Below are 22,895 nucleotides of genomic sequence, written 5' to 3' on the forward strand. Positions count from 1 at the left end.
GAGTGATCTGCGGTATCTGCATGTGGGCTCAGCGGGTTGGGCCTGGGGTCGGCGTGGGAGTCGGACTCGTTGACCCGTCGGGCCACTGTATATGGCCGTCGACAATCTTCGCGCCGCACTCCGTCACTTGCCGAATAAAGATTCTCTGATCATACAATAGCTTGTCTTTCTTAGCCTGCAACTCTTGTCCACGCCGGATATAGTCTTCCGCCTTTCTGCGCTCCTCTGGGTCGTTAATATTGAAATCATGTTTTTCACGATTGTAGGCATTGATTTCATCAGTAAGTTCCGCGTCCCTCTTGTTCCATTCGTCGATTTTCCTCATAAGTTTTGCAATGTCTTCAGGATCACATTTCGGAGGGGATGGAGGCGTTGTTGTAGTAGTTGTTGTCGGATTATCCGCTGGGAAGATGTTGCCGACGCCGGCCATTGCGGTCGTAACTCTGGCAGCGATTTGCTGATCCAGCCCAACCAGTTGCATGGCGCGCTGGCGGATGTCGGCAGCAAATGCTTGAGCCTGGGCTTGCCCGGCAGCTCGCACCGCAGATGAGCCGCCCGCCGAGCGATCAGTGACGCAGAGATTTTCACCGATATGGAATCCAGCGTCGCGGGCGTCTTCAACCGCGTACCGCACCCGCGACCTGGCCGCATACAAATCGGACGCCGCGCCGCGCGCGACCTTGGCCGCCTCATACAATTGGTCGGCTAACTCGCCGACCGCTTTATGGTCGGCGTAGGTCCGAGTGCGCAGCGCCTCCGCTCCATTGCCCTTCCAGTCGACCGAAAGACTGTCCCGCCAGTTCTGGCTGAAGACCTCATACCAACGATTGCCGGTAGTCACCCAATAGTCAGCCGCCCGGGTGAGATGCTCTATGGGCCAGGACAAAAGCTGCGACAAACTCGGAAAAGACCCACTTGCGGCCGCCATTGCTACCAGCCCCTTAGCGGATCTGCTACCGCAGCTAGCTCGGCCGCCGAGGTGGCCTCATTGTTGATATAGCTAGCGTCGCCAGCGGCGACCTTAGCTGCACTGGCCTGCACCCGACCCGTGAGCGACTCCGCAGCAGTCGCCACAGCAGCATGCCCGGCGATTACCGCCGCTACGGACGGGTGACACGACGACTCAATCGGCGGCGTGCTGGCGCCCAGCTCACCAGCACGCACGTGCAACCGGAGAGCCATCGCCCGCACGCTTCCCGGATCAACCCTCAGCATCTCCATGTGGGGAGCATAGGGCGTATCCGAAATTTACGTGTGCAACCACTTCTGCCGCGGAGTCCGGACGATCCCGATCCCGCCAAGTGCGAAATGGCAGCCGGACGTGATTGCGAGCCTGGCCGCACCGATGAACGATTCTCCCTGGCAATGGACTTGATTGCCAGGACGTCCATCCCGAATCACGGCGTCGATGCAGCAGCCGCAGCTGCCATCGACAACACGCACTGGAGTGCGCACAGGCAGCAGCAAGAATAGCCTTACTGACGTGACGACCAACTACCCGCCGGCGGAGCAGCGGACACCGCCATTTCCCACCTACCCCCCAGCACGCCCCCGCACCTGGCCAGCAGTAGCGCTGTCGGTCGTTGCCGCCTTACTCGGTGCCGCAGCTTTGATCGTGGCATTGACCCGCCCTACGACGGGCGGAACAACCGCAGGCCCGGCAACGTCCGCGCCGACCTACACCGCCGCAGAAGTCGCCGCCGCGCACCAAAAGGTATGTGATGTGTACAAGCTGGCGGCGCGTGCTGTCCAAATTCAAACCAACCGCGACGACCCGGCGCTGGCCAATATTTCCACAGTCAACGGGGCGGTGATGCTGCAACAAGCAGTGAGCGCGGCACCGGCATTAGCTCGTGGGGACCGCATCGCCGCTCTTGCATTGGCTGACGCCTACAGCAACAGTACTGCCGTGGCCAGCTTTGCAAGAGGGCGTGACGACCCGGCATGGCGTACGGCGTCCGATGACGTCATTGCCAAAGACGCACAGATGAAGGCACTTTGCGGTGGCGGCTGATCTGCCACCGGGCAAGTGGTCGGCGGTTTTGGTGGGTCCGTGGTGGCCAGAACCGCCCCACGCGCCCGCAGCCGGGTTCTTGTACTGGCGTCAGGCGGGGGACGCCAAGGGCCGAGAGGCAAGCGATCTGCAAGACGCACGATCACAGTTGGCGGTAAATAAAGGGCAAACCGCGGACGATTTGCTGGAGCGATATTGGCGCGGCGAGCAGCGTGTGACTACTATCGCCCATCAGTGCCAGGTGAAGAGTGAACAAAGTGACCGTGTCGCAGATGCGGTCAACAATTTGCGTGATCGGCTCAGCGAGATCGCCAAGTCCGGCAATGAGGAAATAGAACAGATTTTATCTAGCAATGGTTACACGGAGATTAAAGTTGCCGCCGTAAATGCAGTCATTGCCGAGAAGAATGCAAGTGCATCTCATGCTGGGGACAATGCGATATCCAACATCGTTGACGGGATGCAGCGGGTGCTCGACGTAACTATCGGTGGTGACGCCCGGAAATGGCTAAGCGAACACGGCGTGAACCTCGACGGACCTCCGCCCTCGCGCCCCCTTACCGCTGACGAATTGAATTCTCTGCAGACAGAACCTTCAGCAGCGCGAGCGGTTGGCGGTGCTCCGATCACGCCCAATGCATCGCCACAAGGTAGCCCAGAGCCAGGGGCACCACCGAAAGCGGCAGCAGTCAGTGGTTCTCCCATGGCTACTGATGCATCGCTGCCGATTATCGCCGAACCGGCGCCAAAGCCCGAAGCGGCCGTCGGCCGGTTCCCGATGGCACCCGGCGCACCACTACCATCACCACCGCCGACCACAACCCCGCTATCTCCTCCCGGCGTTCCCGGCGTCGGTGTTACCGGTCCTTCCATGCCAGGCATTTCGACACCCGGGGCGACCGGCATACCAGCAGCGGCCAGCGCACCTTTATCACCGCAGTCCCTAAGCCAGTCGTTTACCACCGGCATGATGACCGGAGCGCCGGCGGGTGCCGGTGCACAGTCGTTGTCCGAGGGCACAATCCACGCGGCCACAGAGCCTTTGGCACCAGCTACGCCACCCGCGACTGCGCCGATTGCCGCCGCTCCAGCAGTCGCGACCGGCGCCGCCGCCGTCCCTCATGTTCCCGACATGAGCGCGGCCGCAGCTCCGGCCCCGGTCGTATCACCGACGGCCGAGACCGGCATGACCACGGTAGCCCCGGTAGTTGCGGGTGGACCGGCCGCAAGTCCGATCGCCCCAGTCAGCGCCCCGGCGGGGCCGTTGCCCGCCTACGGCTCTGACCTGCGCCCGCCGGTCATCACACCACCTACCGCCGCTCCCGTCGGTCCGGTCTCTGGTGCAGCAGTAGCCCCCTCCCCGTCCTCGTCACCATCAGCCGGTGCCTCGATGATGTCGCCGGTCGCAAAATCGACCTCACAGGCCGCCCACGGACAAACGCCAAGCGCAGCATCACCATTGGCCGGTGCCACCGTCACCGCTACGGTCGGGGCCACAACCGGCGACGCGGCGAACCGATCCGCCGAACAGCAACGCCTGCGACGCTTCGTCGATGCGATGGCCCGACAGGAACCAAACATCTCCTGGGCGGCCGGCCTACGCGACGGCGGACGGACCACACTACTGGTCACCGATCTCGCCGGAGGCTGGATTCCACCCCATGTCCGGCTGCCCGCCCATGTGACGCTGCTGGAGCCAGCACCACGACGTCACGATGCCAATGTTGAAGACCTCTTAGGCTAAGTCGTCCGGCTGCTAGTGCGGCGGGCTGGTGGAGCGGTGAGCAGACGACCTTGTTGTCGACACGCCTAGAGCGGATTCACGTAACGCCGGGGTTCATCGGCCACCGGCAGGGCTGCATTGCGCGATGTTTCCGGGGCAGGCATCGTCGGCGGCGTATACCGACACTCGTTGGGAATGTCTGACACACGCTCTGGGAGGCCTTCGGTTTGATCACCTCGCCAGTGGATGGTGTCTAGATCATCCTGTGGCTCACCGCAAACCGGACCCGACCAGCCCTCTTCAAAGTCGAGGAAGTAGTAATACAACGCCGGGTCATCAAAGTCGGTCCACGGCCCAGGATCTATGAGGGACTTCCTGGTGTCACGGACAAGGCCCCAGGTAATTTCTGACGGTGCCGCCTGGTACACCAGGTACATCATGGGACCTTCGGTCCACGCATGGGAAACCAAAAACACGTAGCATCCCGGCACTTCTCTCCCGGCATTGTCAGCGTTCTTAATTACGATGTGCCGCAACAACTTTTGCAGCACATCGGCGGCGAACTGCCGCCTCGATTCCGGCGGATCAGTTGATGGGGCGATAGCTGTTTACCCTTGGCGGTGTCCAGATCCAGTTCGGCCCAATTTCTACCACTCCACTACCCCCTGCCAGGAGATACATGGTGATCACCCCCTTCTGTCCGCCGCCGGGCACGGTCGGATTGCCTTGGCTACGTGGGCGATTCGTGAGACCATCGCCAGAGGGCGGCAGCCATCGGGTTTTGCCGTACGAGCGTCGTTCATGGCGAATACGTGTACTGCTCGCGCACCTCCATCACTGATTCCCACTGGGGGAATCCGGCGATTATTTCCGCATCGGAGAACTCCGTCATGTCCGGTGGCGCGCCGCCTAGGCCATCGACGTGTCCGATGTAGATCCGAGCGGTTAGTCCCGACAGGGACAACCAATCGAAGTTCAAGACGTACTCGGTCAATTTTTCAATGGCGGGCATCGCCCTTGGATCAGCGACTGTGCCGGGACGATCCGCGTCCCTTGCCCATATGTCACCACCATTCGGTGCGATCAGCGGAGGGCTATTAGACGTTGTCGGTGTCCAATAGCCTCGTGTGGAGTACCACGGATACTGGCGACTGGCATCGTTCGACCAAGCGACCTTCCCGACGCCCGTTACCACGACGAGAGCGGTATTTGAATCCTCGAAACCGCTCCATCGGATATCGAAGATAACGCCGGCGCGCGAGCGCTGCGGCGAAAGGCGCATATCAATAAACTCGGCTTCATTTAGAGCGCCCTGCTCGATTAATGGGTTCGCCCTAGAAGCTGTAGTCAGCATGACCTCGGGCGCGAACTCATAAAGTTCGCGAATCGAATAAGCGTTCATATGAAAGATCCTAACATCAGTTTGGCACGGGTATATGCGCATAGGGATCTGAAGATGACACCGTCCGACCAGTGAACGGGTCCACTTCTTGACCCATAATATTGAGGTAATTCAAATACCCGTGGGGGTACTGTGCTGTTGGTTCCATCACTCGGATCGATACGACGCGTGGATCAATGCCTGGTTGATTTGGAGTTATCGAATAGATCCAACCTTGTCCAGAGTTCGCCGGGGTGTCTGAGATAACTCCAGGCGGAATACCGGGGAGGTTAACTCCGCCCGGGCCGATAACATTCGTGGGCGGGTGCTGCTGCGGTAAGACGTCTAGGTATTGTTGCTTTTCGGCGTTAAGCCGTAGGGTTTCGACATGGAAATCAGCTCTTCGTGGATCGCTGGGAGGCAGTGACTCAATAAAAGGTTTATAGATATGGTTGTGCTCCCATATCCTCTTGTTGACATCCTTCAACCCAGCGGCAGCTTGCTCACGCGACATCGACGGTTGCGGCGGTGGCGGCTCTTGTTTCCAGGTGTGGTCGACGGCCTGGACGTGAGGTTTGTGGTCGTGGGGTGTTTCCGGGAAAGTGGTGGCGATTCTGGCCGTCGCGGTCGTGATTTTGGCGCCTACTTCATGTTCGACCCCGACGAGCTGGGTGGCGCGTTGGCGGATGTCGGCGGCGAAAGCTTGTGCTTGTGCCTGACGAGATGCCTGTTCTGCGGCGGTGCGACTGGTTCGGGTATCGGCGACCGAGAGATCTTCGCCGACGTTGAAGCCGGCGTCGTTGGCGTCTTGGACGGCATAGATGACCCGCCGTTGGGCGGCGCCGATGGTTCCGGCGCCCTCACGCGCGATGACCGCAGCCTGACGCAGCTGGTCGGCCTTGGCGGTGACGATCACCAAATCACCGCCGGTTCGCGCCCGCAGCGCCTCACCGCCAGCGCCTTCCCAGACAATGGCGTGAGACTGGTTGCGCATCTGCAGGAACACGTCCTCCCACAGGTCGGCGGTCCTGGACCAGTAGTGGGCCGCATCGATGAGATGCTCGGTATCCCAGGCCTGAAGCTGCGACAGGGTCGGAAGCATCTACACCATCCGCCGTCGGACGGCCGCCATCTCCCCCGCCGCCATACTCCACGGCACCTGCCTCCACCGCACCGGTCGTCGCCTGGGTCCGGATGGTCAATACTTCTGCGGCGAGGCCGACCGCCGTATGAGCGCCGCCCACCGCCGCCGTCGTGGGTTGACACGGCCGCCCCGGTGTCGGTGATGCCAGGACGCCAAATCTAGTGCTTAGCTCACGCCACTGGCTCGCCGAGGCTTTGAGCTGATAGACATCGACGCGCAGCTCACCGGTCTCCATCCTCGGGAAGTCTAATGATGTGGCGAGGGTCGGCAACTCACCGGAGGTCGTCGGTCGCGGTGAACTGGGCCCAAGGGAACGACCAGACGAACTCTTGATCCCGACGCCAGGACCATCCAAGCGTTGGCGGGATCCGCCCAGCAATTTGCAGCGGCGCCCTGTTGATCGACCAGTACCCCCAGGAATTCAGCGCTATCGAAACAAGAGCACGCGCGAGCGGAGCAGCCGGCAATGGCATCAGCGATTGTTGCCCAGTTCCGTGGCGACGCAAAGCGTGTCGCGGCCCTGCTCGATGTGGTGTGACAAGCTGCGGCCGATGCACTGCAAGCATTGCAACCGCACAGCTGGCTAGGATGAGTTCGTGATGTTGGTCGACACCGGCAGCGCCATCTGCCCGGCGCGCAGCTGGACAATAATGCGCCGGCTGCCGCGGAAGAATACGCCGCGGGTCGAGAAATGGCGGACCGCGAAACATCCAGTGATTCAATGCAACTCCACTGCGTCAGCATCGCCTTGCTGATCGCCGAAGCCGGCGGTGATCCGTGGGCGATCAACCGGAGCCTCCAAGCGGGTCGTCCAGCGCAGATTTCCGACCTGGCCAAAGCTTTCCATGACGCCGGTGCCTCAACGGCCGAGGCCGACGCGGCCTTCAACCAGGCGCTGCGCGTTTCGAATGGGCCTGGAACCGGGAGAACGGCGAGCACCCAATCAACGACTCCGCCGAGGTGCAGCGCATAACCACGTCGCTGAAGCTCCAGGCCGCGCAATTGCCCAGGATCGCCGTCGATTTGGAGAATATTGCGGCCACCCTGGCCCAGGCACAACGGTCCGCCGGGTGGTACATCTCAGCGCTCGAGCAGGACCTTGAAGATATCGACTGCGAGATCGGTGAGGCCCTCGCCGCCGACGATCAAACGGAGGCCAATGCGCTGTGCGACGACGCCGTTGCCGAAACACGGGCAGTCCTGGCCCAGCTCAACCACATTCGTGACAACTATTCGGCGATTTTGCAAAGTGGGCTCGGCAATCTGCGCGCCGACGGCGTCGACCCGGCAGAGGTCGCAATAGCCGACGAACTCTTGATCCCACCACCTGACACCGGTCCAGAGCAGGTCAAGCGCTGGTGGGAGTCACTCAGCGACGAGCAAAGACGACTGTTGGTCGATCAACACCCGCAGGAGTTGGGCAACCTCAATGGCATTCCGGCCGAAGTGCGCGGCCAGGTCAACCTCGCGGTGATGAACGACGACCTCCGACGGGTCGAAGATGCCGCCGGACAGCATGGACTGTCGCCAAAGGCCCTTCGGGATAATGCCCTTAACAACGTGAGCAACGATGTGTTCAGCAACCCTGGCAAGTACGGCCTCACCGCCGCAGATATCACCCGGTATCAGAACGCGGTAAAGACCAACCAGGGCCTAAACCATGATCGCGGGGACCCCGCGAAGCCGAGGCCTGTCATGCTGTGGGCCTACGATCCGTTGGCGTATAACGGCAAGGGCAGGGCGGCGATCGCAATCGGCAACCCGGATAAAACGCCGAACATCGCCGTCATCGTGCCCGGTACCAACAGCAGCGTAAAGGGAGGCTGGTTGTATGACGGGCACAACGATGCCATCAATCTCTTCGAGCAGTCGACCAAAGCTGACCCGACCCATCCAACCTCGGTGATCGCCTGGATGGGCTATGACGCTCCCGAGTTTGAATTCCAGAATCCCGAAGCGGCCGTGACCGACCCGTCGAAACTGCAACAGGTCGGCACACCCTGGATGGCGCGCCAGGGAGGCGCGGTGCTGGCCGCCGACGTCAACGGCTTGGCGGTTACTCACGATGGCGGTATCTCGTCTCACGTCACCGTCATCGGGCACTCCTACGGTTCGACGACAGTCGCCGATGCGTTCGCCAACAGTGGTATGCGCGCCAACGATGCCGTGTTGATCGGCTGCCCAGGAACCGATCTGGCGCACAGCGCCGCCGACTTCCACCTCAACGGCGGAAACGTCTACGTGGGTGCCGCCTCCACCGACGCGATCAGCTGGATCGGAGAATCTGGTGGCGCCGTGCCCAATTGGGTCAACAACGCACTCGGCTACCCGCTCGGGTCATTAGCGGGACTGGGCGGCGACCCCGCTCACGACGGTTTCGGCTCAGTGCGAATCCGCGCCGAAGTCGCCGGCACGCATGACATTACCCCCTGGTTCAATGATCATTCGCACTACTACAACATGGGCAGCGAGGCGCTGCACAATATGACTGAAATCGCTGTCGGCCACGGAAACAACCTCGCAGGAGAAGGAATGCTGGCACCCCACCGAGCCGAAGAACGAATCTCCACCCCGACCCAAGTGCATACCCCGTTCGGAACGATTCCACTACCGCACGTCGAAATCCAAACGCCTGTCACCGTTGACCCCGAATGGGACCGGCCAGGGGACTCAGTCACCAATGACCACGAGTTCAAGTAATTGCCTCAGGTCAGGCCTGCTGCGGCTTGCGGTCGTAGCGCTGACGGTGGTTTTAGCCTTGGGAGGTTGTTCGCTGATGTATCCATTTGCGCACGATGTTGACCACCCCGAACATCCGCTCTCCGACGAGCAGGCCATGGCGCAGGTGGTCGACCCTGCCAAACAAATTGCGAAAGTGGCTGGATTACAGAATGTTTCAGGGGTATTTGGCTGGGAATCCTGCAACGATCAGGGCGACCCACCCTACCGAGGACGTGTCGACATGGGATACGACATGCCGGTAGGTGTCGACCCTCAAACCTATTTTGAGCGGATCGCTAGGGCGATGATCGCCCAAGGTTGGTCAGATGGCCCACCTGCTGGGCTGCATGCTTTTGGTCGCGTGATTCACAAAGACGGCGTAATGGCGATCATCGGCGTGCACTCTGGTGGCAAACAGTGGGGCTCGGTAGAGCTTTCTGGCGAATGTCGCAACATGGGTGCTCACCGCCACGATGGCAAATGGTACGACATCAAGGACCAACTGAATGCGGGATAAACCCGTGCCTGCAACGGTTTTGCCGCATAGGCAGTGCTTGTCTAGCGGCGAGCTCCATCACCAATGACGATGAGTTCGAATGATCGATTCCGGCGATGGCCGGAACGTCTGGCATGGCCGCTGACGGTGGTTTTAGTCTTGGGAGGTTGTTCGCTGATGTATCCATTTGCGCACGATGCTGACCACCCCGAACATCCGCTCTCTGACGAGCAGGCCATGGCCCAGGTGATCGAGCCGGCCAAGCAAATCGCAAAAATAGCAGGGCTGCAAGATGTTTCAGGAGGATTCAGCTGGGAGTCCTGCAACGATCAGGGCGATCCACCCTACCGTGGTCGGGTCGACATGACCTTCATCGTTCCGCTTGGCATCGACCACAGCGCCTACTTCGAGCAAGTTGCGGCGACGATGGTGGCTCACGGTTGGTCGTCCGGCGCGCCTCCGGGACAGCACCTGTTCGGAACGGTGATTCACAAAGATGGTGTCATGGCAACTATCGGCGTAAGTCCATTTCTCGGCGCCGATGGGGCGATCGAGCTTTCCGGCGAATGCCGCAATATGAACAACCACCGCACTGACAGCAACGGGTTCAGCATCAAAGACCAGCTTCGTGGCCAGTGAAGCTGCGCCTAGCTGCCGCCGCGCTCGCTAACCCGTCCGCACCAACGAAATCTGGTGCCGCCCAATCGGAACCGCTACGATCGACCCGACAGGCTGACCATCCAGCCGCACCTGCACGCCGTCAGGCAAACCACCGAGGGTGATCTGCGCGGCTGTATCAGACGCCACCGCGATGCTCGACGACGGCAACGACGCCAGCCCGGCCCGCTCGACGTCGACAGTGAGACTGGCGACTCCGGCGAGCCGCAGCGTCAGATACGGCAGCGCGTCGGCGGGACCCGTTACCCGCCAATCCAATTCGGTGTACAACCCGGGCGTGCGATCGAAGTGCGGGACGAAGCCGCGGCGCCGGCGAATGCGGTGCATCGGATCCGGACGGGCATAGGAGCGGGTGTCGACTTCCGCAGTGGCGCCGCGCCGGGCCGTCACCGTGGGATCGGTGGTCAGCTCGGACAGCCACCACACCTGATGCGGCCCGATGCCGAGGTCCGCACGCACCAACTGCGGATACCACGCGAACGTGATGTGCCCCGGATCCGCTTGGCGCAGAACGGTTCCCATATGCGCGATCGGATCGTCAAACTTGTCCTGCAGCACCCAGGCGACGTGATCCTCGAACGGGTACACGGTGAACCGGTAGCGGTAACCCAACCTGTCCAGTTCCAGCACCTGCTCGGCCGCCGAGGAAAACGGCACCAACTCGTCGAGCAACCCGTGGGCGATGACGAACGGCAGCCACCGGGCATTGGCCAGCAGCTCCCAGGTGTCACCCTCGCGGGCACAGTGCGAGTCCAGGTCGAGATCGGCAGGAATGTCGACATTGGGCAGCAGCCGCACCCCGCACGTCGGCAGCCCGGCCAGCACCACGGCCCGCGCGAACACCTCCGGGTACGTCAGCCCCAGCTTGTAGGCCGCGTAACCGCCCATCGAGTAGCCGGAGACGACGGTACGGTTGGGGTCGGTGCCCAGCTGCTCGGCCACCCGCCCCCACACTTCCCACACGTCGAGTTCGCCGGCATCGAAATACCAAGTCGACGGACCTCGACCCAGCGGCGTCACCACTACCGAGCCGCGCGTCTCACACACTTCGTGCAACAAGCGGGGGTCGATCGCGGCGAACTGGGTTTGCCCCAGCGCCAGCGAGTGCAGCAACAGCGTCAGCGGCAACGCCCGCCCGGGCGCATACGTCGACGGCAGGCACACCGAGCAGGGCTGCACCCGACCCAGAAACTGCGGGTCGGTGTCCAGCACGGTCCCCGCCGCAACACCTTGGCCCAGCTCAATCGAGGACACGTACCACCGTGTCGAGGGTCCGGTGATCACCGGCTCGGACGTGGTTTCGCGGGCCACAAGCCGGTCCCACTCGACGGCCACCGCGAACTCGGAGACATCGCCGCTGGTCAGGGCGGCGGCTTGGGCGGCATCGGACCAGAAGTTGAGGTGCGGCTGCTCCTGAGTGGGCGCGGAAGGCGACGTTGTAGACATTCGGCTGACCGGGCAGCGCGCCCCTTTCCGCCGGCACATCGGCGAAGCCGTCGCCCGCCGAGTCGGCCAACCCCGCGACCAGCCGAACTGTCCACGTCCCGGCCGGTTCCAGCACCGACCGCGAGACCTGAGCCAGAAACGACCGTGCCGCCAGGCCGACGCTGTGCTCGACCGGCGTCGCGACCTGGGTGGTCAGGTCGATCAGCCGGGCACTGCGACCCGAAACCAGCAGGGCCATATCGATGCCCGCCGACCGCACCCCGGCCCCCGGCCGGCCACACCGCCGACGCGGCCCGGCCGCGATCGGTATCGAAGGTGAACAGCGCGATCGGCACGGTGGCATCCACCAAGGTGTTCCAGTCGATCCGCCACCAGGTGTGGGTCTCGGTGAGCCCGATCGCGACGGGAAGATGTCGACGCCGTTGCCCGCCGCGGGCCCGGCCGGATACACGTAGGTGCCTCGCGGCGGCGCCTGGACTTTCAGGTCGCCCACCGGCAGACCCGTCGCGCCGTGATCGTCGTAAAGGAAGTCGGTCCAGAACAACGCCCCGCCGGCCACCCGAGCCGCCCCGCAAGTTCGCGGAAACTGCTCGCCGAACGGCTATCCCGCCGGCGCCGGAAGCGTCGGCTCGGGCCGCCGAGCCGCCGGCGGCGCGCCCTCCGGCATCCCGTCGACCACGACCAGTTCAGCCGGCGGCGCCGGCGCCGGGTGCACCACCGCGTCGGCGACATGGCGGGCGATACGTAACGGAAGCAGAGTCAGATCCAACAGCGACACGACGCCAACCTACCCGGCGCCGGTGACATCAAACCGGTACCACCGCCAGCTCGTGCGGCCGATGGTTGACCGGCAGGGCACCCCCCTCGGTCACCACCACGATGTCCTCGATGCGGGCGCCCCACCGGCCCGGGAAATAGATGCCCGGCTCGACGGAAAACGCCATGCCCGCAACCAGCGGCAGATCGTTGCCGGCCACGATGTAGGGCTCTTCGTGCACGCTCAATCCGATGCCGTGCCCGGTGCGGTGCACGAAATACTCGGCCAATCCGGCCTCGGCCAGCACGTCGCGGGCCGCCGCGTCGACCTGTGCGGCCGTCACTCCCGGACGCGCCGCCTCAACGGCGGCGCGCTGGGCTCGTTGCAGTATCGAATACTGGTGCGCCACAGTCGGATCAGGTTCGCCGATGCTGTAGGTGCGGGTGCAGTCGGAGTGGTATCCGGGCTCGACGGTCCCACCGATGTCGACGACCACGATGTCACCAACCTGGAGTGTGCGGTCCGAAAACCGGTGATGCGGGTCGGCGCCGTGCGGCCCGGAGCCGACGATGACAAACGCCACCTGAGAATGTCCTTCGGCGACAATCGCTTCGGCGATTTCGGCGGCAACCTCGGCCTCGGTCCGGCCCGGAACCAGCAACTCCGGCACCCGGGCGTGCACCCGATCGATGGCCGCACCCGCCCGCCGCAGCGCGTCAATCTCGGCCTCCTCCTTAACCATCCGCAGCGTGCGCAGCACATCGGTGGCCAAAACCGGCAGCACGCCCAACGCGGCGGCCAGCGGCAGCAGATGCAGCGCCGGCATGGAGTCGCTGACCGCACTCGCCTGGCCGGCGCCCAACGCGGCCGCCACCAGTTGGTACGGATCGTCGCCGTCGACCCAGGTCCGCACGCCTAGCCCCAGAGCATCGGCAGACTCCGCGAAAGTGGCGACCTCCAGCCGCGGCACGACGATCGTCGGCTCACCCGAAGCCGGCAGCACCAGCGCGGTGAGCCGCTCGAACGTCTCCGCGCGCGAGCCGATGAGATAGCGCAAGTCATAGCCCGGGGTGATCACCAGACCGGCCAAGCCGGCGTCGGCGGCCACGGCTGCCGCCGCAGCCAATCGTCGCGCGTACACCGCGGTGTCGAATCGGCGAGAGTCCATGGCAGTCAGGCTAACCGCGCCCGGCGGGCCTGGCAGGATGGCTCGCATGCCCGCTCCCCTACTGCTGCTGGACGGCGCCAGCATGTGGTTTCGCTCCTTCTTCGGCGTGCCGTCGTCGATCACCGCCCCGGACGGCCGCCCGGTCAACGCCGTACGCGGGTTCATCGACTCGATGGCGGTGGTGATCACCCAGCAGCGACCCAGCCGACTGGTCGTGTGCCTGGACCTGGATTGGCGGCCACAGTTTCGGGTCGACCTCATCCCCTCCTACAAAGCACACCGGGTGGCCGTGGAAGAGCCAGCAGGCCAGCCCGACATCGAGGAGGTGCCCGACGAGCTGACCCCGCAGGTCGACATGATCATGGAGCTGCTCGACGCGTTCGGGATCCCGACGGCCGGGGCACCGGGTTTCGAGGCCGACGACGTGATCGGCACACTGGCAGCCCAGGAACGCCACGATCCGGTGGTTGTCGTCAGTGGTGACCGCGACCTGCTGCAGGTGGTGACCGACGATCCGGTCCCCATTCGGGTGCTTTACCTCGGTCGCGGGCTGTCCAAAGCCACCATGTTCGGGCCCGCCGAGGTCGCCGAACGCTATGGCTTGCCGACGGATCGGGCCGGCTCGGCCTACGCCGAACTGGCGCTGCTGCGCGGCGATCCCTCCGACGGATTGCCCGGAGTGCCCGGCGTCGGCGAGAAGACGGCGTCCGCCCTGCTGGCACAGTACGGCTCGCTGGATCAGATCCTGGCCGCCGCCGACGACCCCAGGTCGGGGATGGCCAAGGGACTTCGAGCGAAACTGCTTGGCGCATCGGCCTATATCGAGGCCGCGGGTTCGGTGGTGCGGGTGGCCACCGACGCACCGGTCAAGCTTTCGACGCCCACCGACTCACTACCGCTAGCCGCCGCCGACCCGGCACGCACTGCAGAACTGGCGACTCGATACGGCGTCGGATCCTCGATTGCCCGACTGCAAAAGGCGCTGGACGAACTGCCCCCATGACAGCATGGTGACGGCTACTGCGGCCGGCCGACCTCGTAGGTGCCCTTGTTGTCCTGGAACGTCACCGTCACGCGCTTGGACGCGCCGTCGATGCTGACGGTGCACTCGAAGGTGGCGCCCTTCTTGACGGTCGGGTTGGACCCGTTGTTGCACTTGACGTCCTTGACGTTCTTGGCGCCGTAGCCGTTGGTCTCGTCGGTCAGGATCTGCTGGACGCCGGCGTTGGCCTTGTTGACGTCCAGCTTGGTGGTGACGAAGAACCCGGGCTCCCAGAAACCGAGCACCAGGACCACGCCGATGATGAGTACCGCGAACACACCGACGACACCGCCGATGATCGCCATTGAACGCTTGGAACCCTTGGCCGACTGCTCGTAGGGAGCGTATTGCCCGGGATACTGGCCCGGCTGGCCATATTGGCCGGCCTGGCCGTACTGGCCGGGCTGGCCCGGTTGTCCCGGCGGTGCGTATTGGCCCGGCTGGCCGTACTGGGCCGGGGCCCCGTACTGCCCCGGTTGCGCGTATTGCGGAGTAGGACCGAATTGGGTGGCCTGCGAACCGAAGTCGGGCTGCCCGTAGCCGGGAGTGGACTGCGGATACTGCTGCGGATACGCCGGGTCGACCGGCTGTTGGTACTGCGGGTACTCCGCAGGTGTGTAAGCCGGAGCCTGCCACGTCGCATCCTGAGTTGGCTGCTGCTGCCACGGTGAACCCGCCATGGTCGGGTCCGAGGAACGATCGCCCTGCCCGGGCGACTGCCACGACTGCCTCGGGTCTGATCCCTGCGGTCCGCTCATCGCATCTCCTGTATTCCTGCGGTCACATTCCGGACATAACCGTAGCTCCGGGCCAGCCTACCCGGCGTCAACCGCGACGACGCCGCGCCGGATGTCGTTGATGGCGCGCTTGGCCACAGCGCGCACTTCGGGGTCCGGGGCGGCGTTGCGCACTTGGTCCAGCAGGTCGAGCACCTGCCGGCACCAGCGCACGAAATCCCCTGCCAACAACGGGGAACCGGCGCCGGTGGCGTCGGCGGCCGCCAATGCCGCCGCGAGATCACCCGTGCGCGCCCATCGATAAATGACGTTGACGAAGCCGTCGTCGGGCTCCCTGCTCTGGCCGATCCGGTGCGTCTGCTCGTCGGCGCGCAGCTCCGCCGACAGCCTCGCGGTCTGGCCGAGCGCCTGCCGCAACCGCGGCGTCGGTGCCTCTGCCCCCGACGACGCGCCCGGCCCGTCACCACCGCGCGATTCGTACAGCACCGCCGAGACGACCGCGGCCAACTCGGGCGGCTTCAAACCGGCCCAGGCGCCGGTCCGCAGGCACTCGGCCACCAACAGGTCGCTTTCGCTGTAGATGCGGGCCAGCAACCGGCCGTCGTCGGTGACCTGGGGGTCGGTCGGCGGTCCGTGGATGAACTCACGCTCGGTGAGCAGGCCGACGATCCGGTCGAAGGTGCGCGCCAACGAGTTGGTGGCGGCGGCCACCTTGCGCTGCAGCTGCGCGTTGTCCCGTTCGATACGCAGATAACGTTCCGCCTGACGGACTTGAACCTCGACGTCGGGAGCGTGGTGGCTGGGGTGGCGGCGAAGCTGCTCGCGCAGCGACTCCAGATCCGGGTCATGGTGGGCGCGTTTCTTGCCGCGCCGATCGGCCGGCGCGGTCAGGCCCGCGGCGGCCGATCGCAGCGCCGACGCCAAATCCCGGCGCACCCGCGGCTGGCGGTATTCGACCCGTTTGGGCAGCGTCATCGATCCGACCGGTGGCACCCCACCCGAATAGTCGGCCGACGAAATGCGCCCCGCCCAACGGTTTTCGGTCAGCACCAGCGGCCGCGGGTCGGCAGTGTCGCGGGCGGACTCCAATACCACCGCCAGCCCGCCGCGCCGGCCGTGGGTGATAGTGATGATGTCTCCCTTGCGCAGCGCCGCCAGCGCGTCGTTGGCCTCCTGCCGGCGCTGCAACCTGGACGCGCGGGCCTGCGAACGCTCCATCTCCGAAACCCGTGCACGCAGCCGGGCGTACTCGAGGATCGGCGCGTCGGGGCCACCGAATTCGGCGGCGATCTCGTCGAGCATCCGGTTGCCGCGCTCGATGCCGCGGACCAGCCCGACAACGGACCGGTCGGCCTGGTACTGGGCAAACGACTGCTCCAGCAGCCGGTGCGCCTGTTCCGGACCCATCCGGTGCACCAGGTTGATCGTCATGTTGTACGACGGGACGAACGAGCTGCGCAGCGGAAACGTGCGGGTGGACGCCAGGCCGGCCACCTCGGCCGGCTCGCTGGTGCTGTCGGCGGGATGCCAGATCACCACCGCATGACCCTCGACATCGATGCCGCGTCGGCCGGCCCGGCCGGTCAACTGCGTGTATTCCCCCGGCGTCAGCGGCAGGTGCTGTTCGCCGTTGAACTTCACCAACCGCTCGAGCACCACGGTGCGGGCCGGCATGTTGATGCCGAGCGCCAACGTTTCGGTGGCGAACACCGCCTTGACCAGGCCGGCGGCGAACAGCTCCTCGACGGTGTGCCGGAATGCCGGCAGCATCCCAGCGTGGTGGGCGGCCAAACCGCGCAGTAGCCCCTCCCGCCACTCGTAGTAGCCGAGTACGGCCAGGTCGGCGTCGGCCAGATCGCCGCAGCGGTGATCGATCACCTCGGCAATCCGGGCGCGTTCCTCCTCGTTGGTGAGCCGCAGTGGTGAGCGCAGGCACTGCTGGACGGCGGCGTCGCAACCGGCCCGGGAGAACACGAACGTGATCGCCGGTAGCAACCCCTCGGAGTCGAGTTTCGCGATCACCTCCGGCCGCGCGGGCGGCCGATGGAAACGCGGCCGGCCGGGACCCCCTCGTCCGCCCTGCCGGCGGGGGCTGTGCCAGTCCGACATCCGGTCGGCCTCGCGGCGATGCGCGATGTGGCGCATCAAATCCGGGTTGACCCGCGGCCGTTGCGCGTCGGCGTCGTAGTCGAACAGGTCGAAAAGGCGCTTGCCCACCAAGATGTGTTGCCACAGCGGCACCGGCCGGTGCTCGTCGACGACGACCGTCGTGTCCCCCCGCACGGTCTGTATCCAGCCGCCGAATTCCTCGGCGTTGCTGACCGTCGCCGACAGGCTGACCACCCGCACCTCGGCGGGCAGTTGCAGGATGACCTCCTCCCACACCGGGCCCCGCATCCGGTCGGCCAGGAAATGCACCTCGTCCATCACGACGTGGGAGAGTCCTTGCAGCGCAGGCGAATCGGCGTACAGCATGTTGCGCAGCACCTCGGTGGTCATCACCACCACGGGCGCATTCGCGTTGACCGCGAGGTCCCCGGTGAGCAGCCCGATCTGGTCGCGGCCGTAGCGAACCGTCAGGTCGGTGTGCTTCTGGTTGCTCAAGGCCTTCAGTGGTGTGGTGTAGAAGCATTTGCCGCCGGCCGCCAGGGCCAGGTGCACGGCGAACTCGCCGACCACCGTCTTGCCGGCGCCGGTGGGCGCGCACACCAGGACCCCGTGGCCGCGTTCCAAAGCGGCACAGGCGCGCTGCTGAAAATCGTCGAGCGAGAAGGGCAGCTCAGCGGCAAACCGGGCCAGCTCGGGCAGATCTGTCACACCCGCCCTGATGCGATCGCTAGGTGACGTCGTCATGTGATCCGCCGATGACCGATGGTGCCGGTATCGGCTCGGGCGAATCGATGGCCGACGCTTCGTCGTCGGGAATCAACGGCTCCCGCTTGGCTTTCCGCTTGTCGTGCACCCGGGCGATCTGGATGGCGAATTCGAGCAGCACGGTCAACGCCACCCCGAGCGCGGTCATCGAGAACGGGTCCGACCCGGGCGTGAACACCGCCGCGAACACGAACATTGTGAAGATCAGGCCGCGCCGCCAGGACTTGAGCCGTTCATAGGTCAGCATGCCCGTCATGTTGAGCATCACGATCAGCAGCGGAAATTCGAAGCTGACCCCGAACACCACCAGCAGGTTGATCAGGAAGCCGAAGTACCGGTCGCCCGACAGCGCGGTCACCTGAACGTCGCTGCCGACGGTCAACAGGAAGCCCAGCGCCTTGGACAGCACTAGATAGGCCAGCACGGCACCGGCCACGAACAGCACCGCGGCCGGGATCACGAACGCCACCGCGAAGCGGCGCTCCTTCTTGTACAGCCCCGGCGTGATGAACGCCCACAGCTCGTAGAACCACACCGGACAGGCCAGCACGACACCGGCCGTCATCCCCACCTTGAGGCGCAACATGAACTGGTCGAACGGCGCGGTGGCCAGCAGTCGGCACTGCCCGTCGGCGCTGATGTCGGCGCGCGCCGACTGCGGCAACGAACAATAGGGATGGCGCAGCCACTCGCCCAGGCTCTGAAGCCCGAACACCGGATGCGAGTACCAGATGAACCCGAAGATCGTGGTGACCAGGATTGCGGCCAGTGAGATCAGCAGCCGGGTCCGCAGCTCGGTCAGGTGATCGACCAGTGACATCGTCGCGTCGGGATTGACGCGGCTACGCCTGTTGCGAGGGTTCAGCCGCTTGAGAACAGCGGCGGCACGCGTTGAGGCCCGGAAACCATTCCCCACGTTCGATCAGTGACGCTTGGGCACCGAGATGGTGGTGCCGGGCTAAGCCGGCCGCGCCTCGGTGTGACCGGGCTCGGTGCTCGCCGGAGGCTCGACCCGCTGCGACTGCACCGGCGTTGGGCTGGTTGCCGTGTTGGTTTCGATGGCAGGCGCTTGCGGTTTGGTCTCGGTCTGCATTTCCCGGATCTCGGACTTGAAGATGCGCATCGACTTGCCCAACGACCGCGCCGCATCGGGGAGCTTCTTGGCGCCGAACAGCACGATCACCACGACAGCGAGGATCGCCCAATGCCACGGACTAAGACTGCCCACTTTGATTACCTCCAGACGTTGACCCGATGTTACCGCAGCAGAGCTGCCAAGCCGCCCGGCCGCGCCGTCACTGCTGCACAGCGGCCCGATAGGCCTGCAATGCGGCTTCCGCGGCCGTCCGCACGCGCCGGGCGAGCGATTCCGGCGCCAGCACCTGCACATCGGAGCCCAAGCCCAGCATGAGACGAGTCATCCACTCCTCCGAGGCGTAGGTCATGGCCACCTCACAAGATCCGTCGGGCAGCTCACGCAGCTCCCGTATCGGGTAATACTCCAGCATCCACGACGCCGACGCCGCCACCCGCAGCGTTGCCGACGGCAGCGACGGATCCGCGTCGAACAGCGCCGTGCCCGGCGGCGCCTGCAGCGCCGGTTCCGGCGGCGTGGCCGGCTCGTCCAGCTCGCAGGCGTCGACGATCCGGTCGAACCGGAACAGCCGAACCCCTTCGGCCTCGCGCGACCAGGCCTCCAGATAGCTGTGGCCGCCGATCAGCAGCACCCGGATGGGATCGACGGTCCGGGTGGTGAGGGTGTCGTGCGACGCCGAGTAGTAGTCAATGGTCAGCGCCCGATTGTGGCGCACCGCGGCGCGCACCGTCGCCGCCGCCGCGTGCTCGGCCGGCGCCGGTTGGTCGGCGGCCGAAACCGTGCTGTCATGGCCGGCCGCGCCGGCCGCCGCCGAGATCTTGGCGATCGCGCTGCGGGCCGCCCGCGGATCGACGACGCCCGGGATGTCCGCCAGTGCCCGCAACGCCACCAGCAGCCCGGTGGCCTCCGGAGACGTCAGCTTCAACGGCCGGTCGATGCCCGCCGAGAACGTCACCTCGATGGTGTCTCCGGAGAACTCGAAGTCGATCAGATCTCCCGGGTAATAGCCGGGCAGTCCGCACATCCACAGCTGGTTGAGATCCTCCTCGAGCTGCTTGGCCGACACCCCGAGGTCGGCGGCGGCTTCCGCGCGGGTGATCCGCGGATTGGCCTGGAAGTACGGCACCATGTTGAGCAGCCGCACCAGCCGGGTGGACACGGCAGTCATCGCGCTGTCTCCGCGTGGGCACGCAATCGGGCCAACACGTCGTCGCGCAGGGCGGCCGGCTCCAAGACGATCGCGTCGGCTCCGTAGCCGGCGATCTCGCGCGCCAACCGGTCACTAGATCCGATGTCGAGTTCGAGCACGTCGCCGTCGCGACCGGCCAGTCTGCGGGGGCCGACGGGTCGCCCGGCTCGGCGCAGCGCGGTGGCCCGCCCGTCGGCGACCCAGACCGTGGCCTGCATACCGGTCGGCGCCTCGGTGACCTTCGCGGCCACGATGCCGCGCAGGTCGACGTCGTCGGGCACGGTGACCGCGCCGGCCGGGCCGATCGGGGTGATCTCCCCACCGATCCGCGACAACCGGAAAACGCGGGTGGCGTCGCGGTCGCGGTCGTGGCCGACGAGATACCAGCGGCCCCTCTCGGTGACCACGCCCCACGGTTCGACGGTGCGGGTGGTGTAGGGCTCGGCCCGCGACGACCGATGCGGGAACTGCACCGCCTGCCGAGAATCGATGGCAGACAACAGGATTCCCAGCACGTGTTCGGATCCGCGCAGCCCGGTCAGCCCGGCCGGGGAGGCAATGGTCACCGGCGCCCCGGCGTCCAAGGGGTCGACGTCCACCCCAGCGGCCCGCAGCTTGAGCAACGCGCCCTGGGTCGCGGTGATCAGTTCTGGCGACTCCCATAGTTGGGTGGCGACGGCAACGGCGGTCGCCTCGTCCGGGTTCAGGTCGACGGGTGGCAGCGCGTAGGCGTCGCGGTTGATCCGGTAGCCCTCCGTGGGGTCCAGGTTGGACACCTTGCCGACCTCCAGCGGGATGCCGAGGTCGCGCAGTTCGTTCTTGTCGCGCTCGAACATCCGGGAGAACGCCTCGGCGGTCGGGCTATCGGCATATCCCGCAACAGTGGCGCGGATCTTTTCGGCGGTGATGTAGCCGCGAGTAGACAGCAGCGCGATGACGAGATTGACCAGCCGTTCGACTTTCGAGGTCGCCATTGGTTCTTGAGCTACATGCTCGCGATCAGCCGTTTGACCCGCTCGTCGACCGAACGGAACGGGTCCTTGCACAGCACCGTGCGCTGCGCCTGGTCGTTGAGTTTGAGATGCACCCAGTCGACGGTGAAATCCCGTCCCGCGGCCTGCGCGGCGCTGATGAACTCGCCGCGCAGTCGCGCGCGCGTCGTCTGCGGCGGGTGGTCGACCGCATCGGCGATCTCCTCGTCGGTGGTGACGCGTGCCGCCAGACCCTTGCGCTGCAGCAGGTCGAAGACACCGCGCCCGCGTTTGATGTCGTGGTAGGCCAGGTCCAGTTGGGCGATCTTCGGGTCGGACAGCTCCATGTGGTAGCGGTCCTGGTAGCGCTGGAACAGCTTCCGTTTGATCACCCAGTCGATCTCGGTGTCCACCTTGGCGAAGTCCTGGCTCTCGACCGCGTCGAGCTGGCGCCCCCACAGGTCGACGACCTGCTCGATCTGCGGGTTTGGCTCCCGGTTCTGCAGATGGTCGACGGCGCGGGCGTGATACTCGCGCTGGATGTCCAGCGCGCTGGCCTGGCGCCCCCCGGCCAGCCGCACCGGCCGGCGGCCGGTGACGTCGTGGCTGACCTCGCGGATGGCGCGGATCGGGTTGTCCAGGGAAAAATCACGGAAGGCGACCCCTGCCTCGATCATTTCCAGCACCAGCGCAGCAGTGCCCACCTTCAGCATGGTCGTCGTCTCACACATGTTGGAATCGCCGACAATGACATGCAGCCGCCGGTATTTCTCGGCGTCGGCGTGCGGCTCGTCGCGGGTGTTGATGATCGGGCGTGATCGGGTGGTGGCGCTGGAGACGCCCTCCCAGATGTGCTCGGCGCGCTGGCTCAAGCAAAAGGTGGCCGCCTTGGGGGTCTGCAGCACCTTGCCGGCCCCGCAGATCAGCTGGCGGGTGACCAGGAACGGCAGCAGCACATCGGAGATGCGGGAGAACTCGCCTGCCCGGACGATCAGGTAGTTCTCGTGGCAGCCGTAGGAGTTGCCCGCCGAATCGGTGTTGTTCTTGAACAGGTAGATGTCGCCGCCGATGCCCTCGTCGGCAAGGCGTTGTTCGGCATCGATGAGCAGGTCCTCGAGCACCCATTCGCCGGCCCGGTCGTGGGTGACCAGCTGCACCAGGCTGTCGCATTCGGCGGTGGCGTATTCCGGATGACTTCCCACGTCGAGGTATAGGCGTGCGCCGTTGCGCAGGAAAACGTTGGAGCTGCGTCCCCAGGACACCACCCGGCGAAACAGGTAGCGCGCGACCTCGTCGGGGCTGAGCCGACGATGGCCGTGGAAGGTGCAGGTGACACCGAACTCGGTCTCGATGCCCATGATTCGTCGCTGCACGTAATCGAGGGTACTGGTTGTCGTGACGCGGCGGTGAGCAAGCCGCGCCACATGTCGGGACTTGTCGGGTTCAGGACGTCGAGCA

General features: G+C 65.0%; 17 protein-coding genes and 2 pseudogenes. 6 read left to right on the forward strand and 13 right to left on the reverse strand.

The window, feature by feature from the left end; translation table 11 throughout:
* Positions 1-28: 28 nt before the first annotated feature.
* Complete coding sequence (locus B4U45_RS02100; protein ID WP_075545084.1) at positions 29-928, reverse strand: hypothetical protein; 900 nt, start codon at positions 926-928, stop codon at positions 29-31.
* A 480-nt stretch (positions 929-1,408) separates the two neighbouring features.
* On the opposite strand from B4U45_RS02100, the gene B4U45_RS02105 reads away from it, so the two are divergent.
* Together B4U45_RS02105 and B4U45_RS02110 are read left to right on the forward strand one after the other, a co-directional pair.
* Positions 1,409-2,014 carry a hypothetical protein gene (locus tag B4U45_RS02105; RefSeq protein ID WP_371687232.1) on the forward strand — a complete coding sequence of 202 codons (606 nt, stop codon included), beginning with the start codon at positions 1,409-1,411 and terminating at the stop codon, positions 2,012-2,014.
* Positions 2,004-3,758: a DUF5632 domain-containing protein gene (locus B4U45_RS02110; protein ID WP_183155009.1), complete on the forward strand. Its 1,755-nt coding sequence runs from the start codon at positions 2,004-2,006 to the stop codon at positions 3,756-3,758. The genes B4U45_RS02105 and B4U45_RS02110 overlap by 11 nt, the downstream gene beginning before the upstream one ends.
* Positions 3,759-3,823: 65 nt before the next feature.
* Here the strand turns inward: B4U45_RS02110 and B4U45_RS02115 are convergent, their stop codons facing one another.
* The 3 genes from B4U45_RS02115 to B4U45_RS28825 form a co-directional block, all read right to left on the reverse strand.
* Positions 3,824-4,174: a hypothetical protein gene (locus B4U45_RS02115; RefSeq protein ID WP_241780116.1), complete on the reverse strand. Its 351-nt coding sequence runs from the start codon at positions 4,172-4,174 to the stop codon at positions 3,824-3,826.
* 362 nt (positions 4,175-4,536) lie between these two features.
* Positions 4,537-5,139, reverse strand: a complete 603-nt coding sequence (locus tag B4U45_RS02120; protein ID WP_131808235.1) for a hypothetical protein — start codon at positions 5,137-5,139, stop codon at positions 4,537-4,539.
* A gap of 16 nt (positions 5,140-5,155) precedes the next feature.
* Positions 5,156-6,220, reverse strand: coding sequence for a hypothetical protein (locus tag B4U45_RS28825; RefSeq protein ID WP_241780115.1), 1,065 nt, complete (start codon positions 6,218-6,220; stop codon positions 5,156-5,158).
* Between the two features lie 763 nt (positions 6,221-6,983).
* On the opposite strand from B4U45_RS28825, the pseudogene B4U45_RS02130 reads away from it, so the two are divergent.
* The 3 genes and pseudogenes from B4U45_RS02130 to B4U45_RS02140 all read left to right on the forward strand — a co-directional run bounded on the left by B4U45_RS02130 (position 6,984) and on the right by B4U45_RS02140 (position 10,118).
* Positions 6,984-8,962 (forward strand): annotated as a pseudogene (locus B4U45_RS02130) (putative alpha/beta hydrolase).
* A gap of 76 nt (positions 8,963-9,038) precedes the next feature.
* Positions 9,039-9,500, forward strand: coding sequence for a hypothetical protein (locus tag B4U45_RS02135; protein ID WP_082275683.1), 462 nt, complete (start codon positions 9,039-9,041; stop codon positions 9,498-9,500).
* Positions 9,501-9,569: 69 nt separating this feature from the next.
* Positions 9,570-10,118, forward strand: a complete 549-nt coding sequence (locus B4U45_RS02140; protein WP_075549715.1) for a hypothetical protein — start codon at positions 9,570-9,572, stop codon at positions 10,116-10,118.
* A gap of 27 nt (positions 10,119-10,145) precedes the next feature.
* On the opposite strand, the pseudogene B4U45_RS02145 reads toward B4U45_RS02140, so the two are convergent.
* Together B4U45_RS02145 and B4U45_RS02150 are read right to left on the reverse strand one after the other, a co-directional pair.
* Positions 10,146-12,381 (reverse strand): annotated as a pseudogene (locus tag B4U45_RS02145) (prolyl oligopeptidase family serine peptidase).
* A 28-nt stretch (positions 12,382-12,409) separates the two neighbouring features.
* Complete coding sequence (locus B4U45_RS02150) at positions 12,410-13,528, reverse strand: M24 family metallopeptidase (RefSeq protein WP_075549705.1); 1,119 nt, start codon at positions 13,526-13,528, stop codon at positions 12,410-12,412.
* 46 nt (positions 13,529-13,574) lie between these two features.
* Here B4U45_RS02150 and B4U45_RS02155 point away from each other — a divergent pair, with 46 nt between their 5' ends.
* The gene (locus tag B4U45_RS02155; protein WP_075549706.1) at positions 13,575-14,531 is read left to right on the forward strand and encodes a 5'-3' exonuclease; all 957 of its coding nucleotides are present in this window, start codon (positions 13,575-13,577) and stop codon (positions 14,529-14,531) included.
* 14 nt (positions 14,532-14,545) lie between these two features.
* Here B4U45_RS02155 and B4U45_RS02160 read toward each other — a convergent pair whose 3' ends face one another.
* The 7 genes from B4U45_RS02160 to pafA form a co-directional block, all read right to left on the reverse strand.
* Positions 14,546-15,328, reverse strand: coding sequence for a DUF4333 domain-containing protein (locus B4U45_RS02160; protein WP_075549707.1), 783 nt, complete (start codon positions 15,326-15,328; stop codon positions 14,546-14,548).
* A gap of 57 nt (positions 15,329-15,385) precedes the next feature.
* Positions 15,386-18,124: a DEAD/DEAH box helicase gene (locus B4U45_RS02165; RefSeq protein ID WP_122526466.1), complete on the reverse strand. Its 2,739-nt coding sequence runs from the start codon at positions 18,122-18,124 to the stop codon at positions 15,386-15,388.
* Positions 18,125-18,143: 19 nt separating this feature from the next.
* Positions 18,144-19,001 carry a twin-arginine translocase subunit TatC gene (tatC, locus tag B4U45_RS02170; protein ID WP_075549709.1) on the reverse strand — a complete coding sequence of 286 codons (858 nt, stop codon included), beginning with the start codon at positions 18,999-19,001 and terminating at the stop codon, positions 18,144-18,146.
* Positions 19,002-19,139: 138 nt separating this feature from the next.
* Positions 19,140-19,409 carry a Sec-independent protein translocase subunit TatA gene (gene tatA / locus B4U45_RS02175; protein WP_075549710.1) on the reverse strand — a complete coding sequence of 90 codons (270 nt, stop codon included), beginning with the start codon at positions 19,407-19,409 and terminating at the stop codon, positions 19,140-19,142.
* Positions 19,410-19,476: 67 nt separating this feature from the next.
* A complete protein-coding gene (locus tag B4U45_RS02180; RefSeq protein WP_075549711.1) occupies positions 19,477-20,445 on the reverse strand; it encodes a helix-turn-helix transcriptional regulator in 969 nt (322 codons plus the stop codon).
* Positions 20,442-21,440: a helix-turn-helix transcriptional regulator gene (locus tag B4U45_RS02185; protein WP_075549712.1), complete on the reverse strand. Its 999-nt coding sequence runs from the start codon at positions 21,438-21,440 to the stop codon at positions 20,442-20,444. Before B4U45_RS02185 ends, B4U45_RS02180 begins: the two co-directional genes overlap by 4 nt.
* A gap of 11 nt (positions 21,441-21,451) precedes the next feature.
* Positions 21,452-22,810, reverse strand: a complete 1,359-nt coding sequence (gene pafA / locus B4U45_RS02190) for a Pup--protein ligase (protein ID WP_089025287.1) — start codon at positions 22,808-22,810, stop codon at positions 21,452-21,454.
* Positions 22,811-22,895 lie beyond the last annotated feature (85 nt).

This window comes from Mycobacterium persicum (genome assembly GCF_002086915.1).
In the GTDB taxonomy this organism is placed as follows: Bacteria; Actinomycetota; Actinomycetes; order Mycobacteriales; family Mycobacteriaceae; genus Mycobacterium; species Mycobacterium persicum.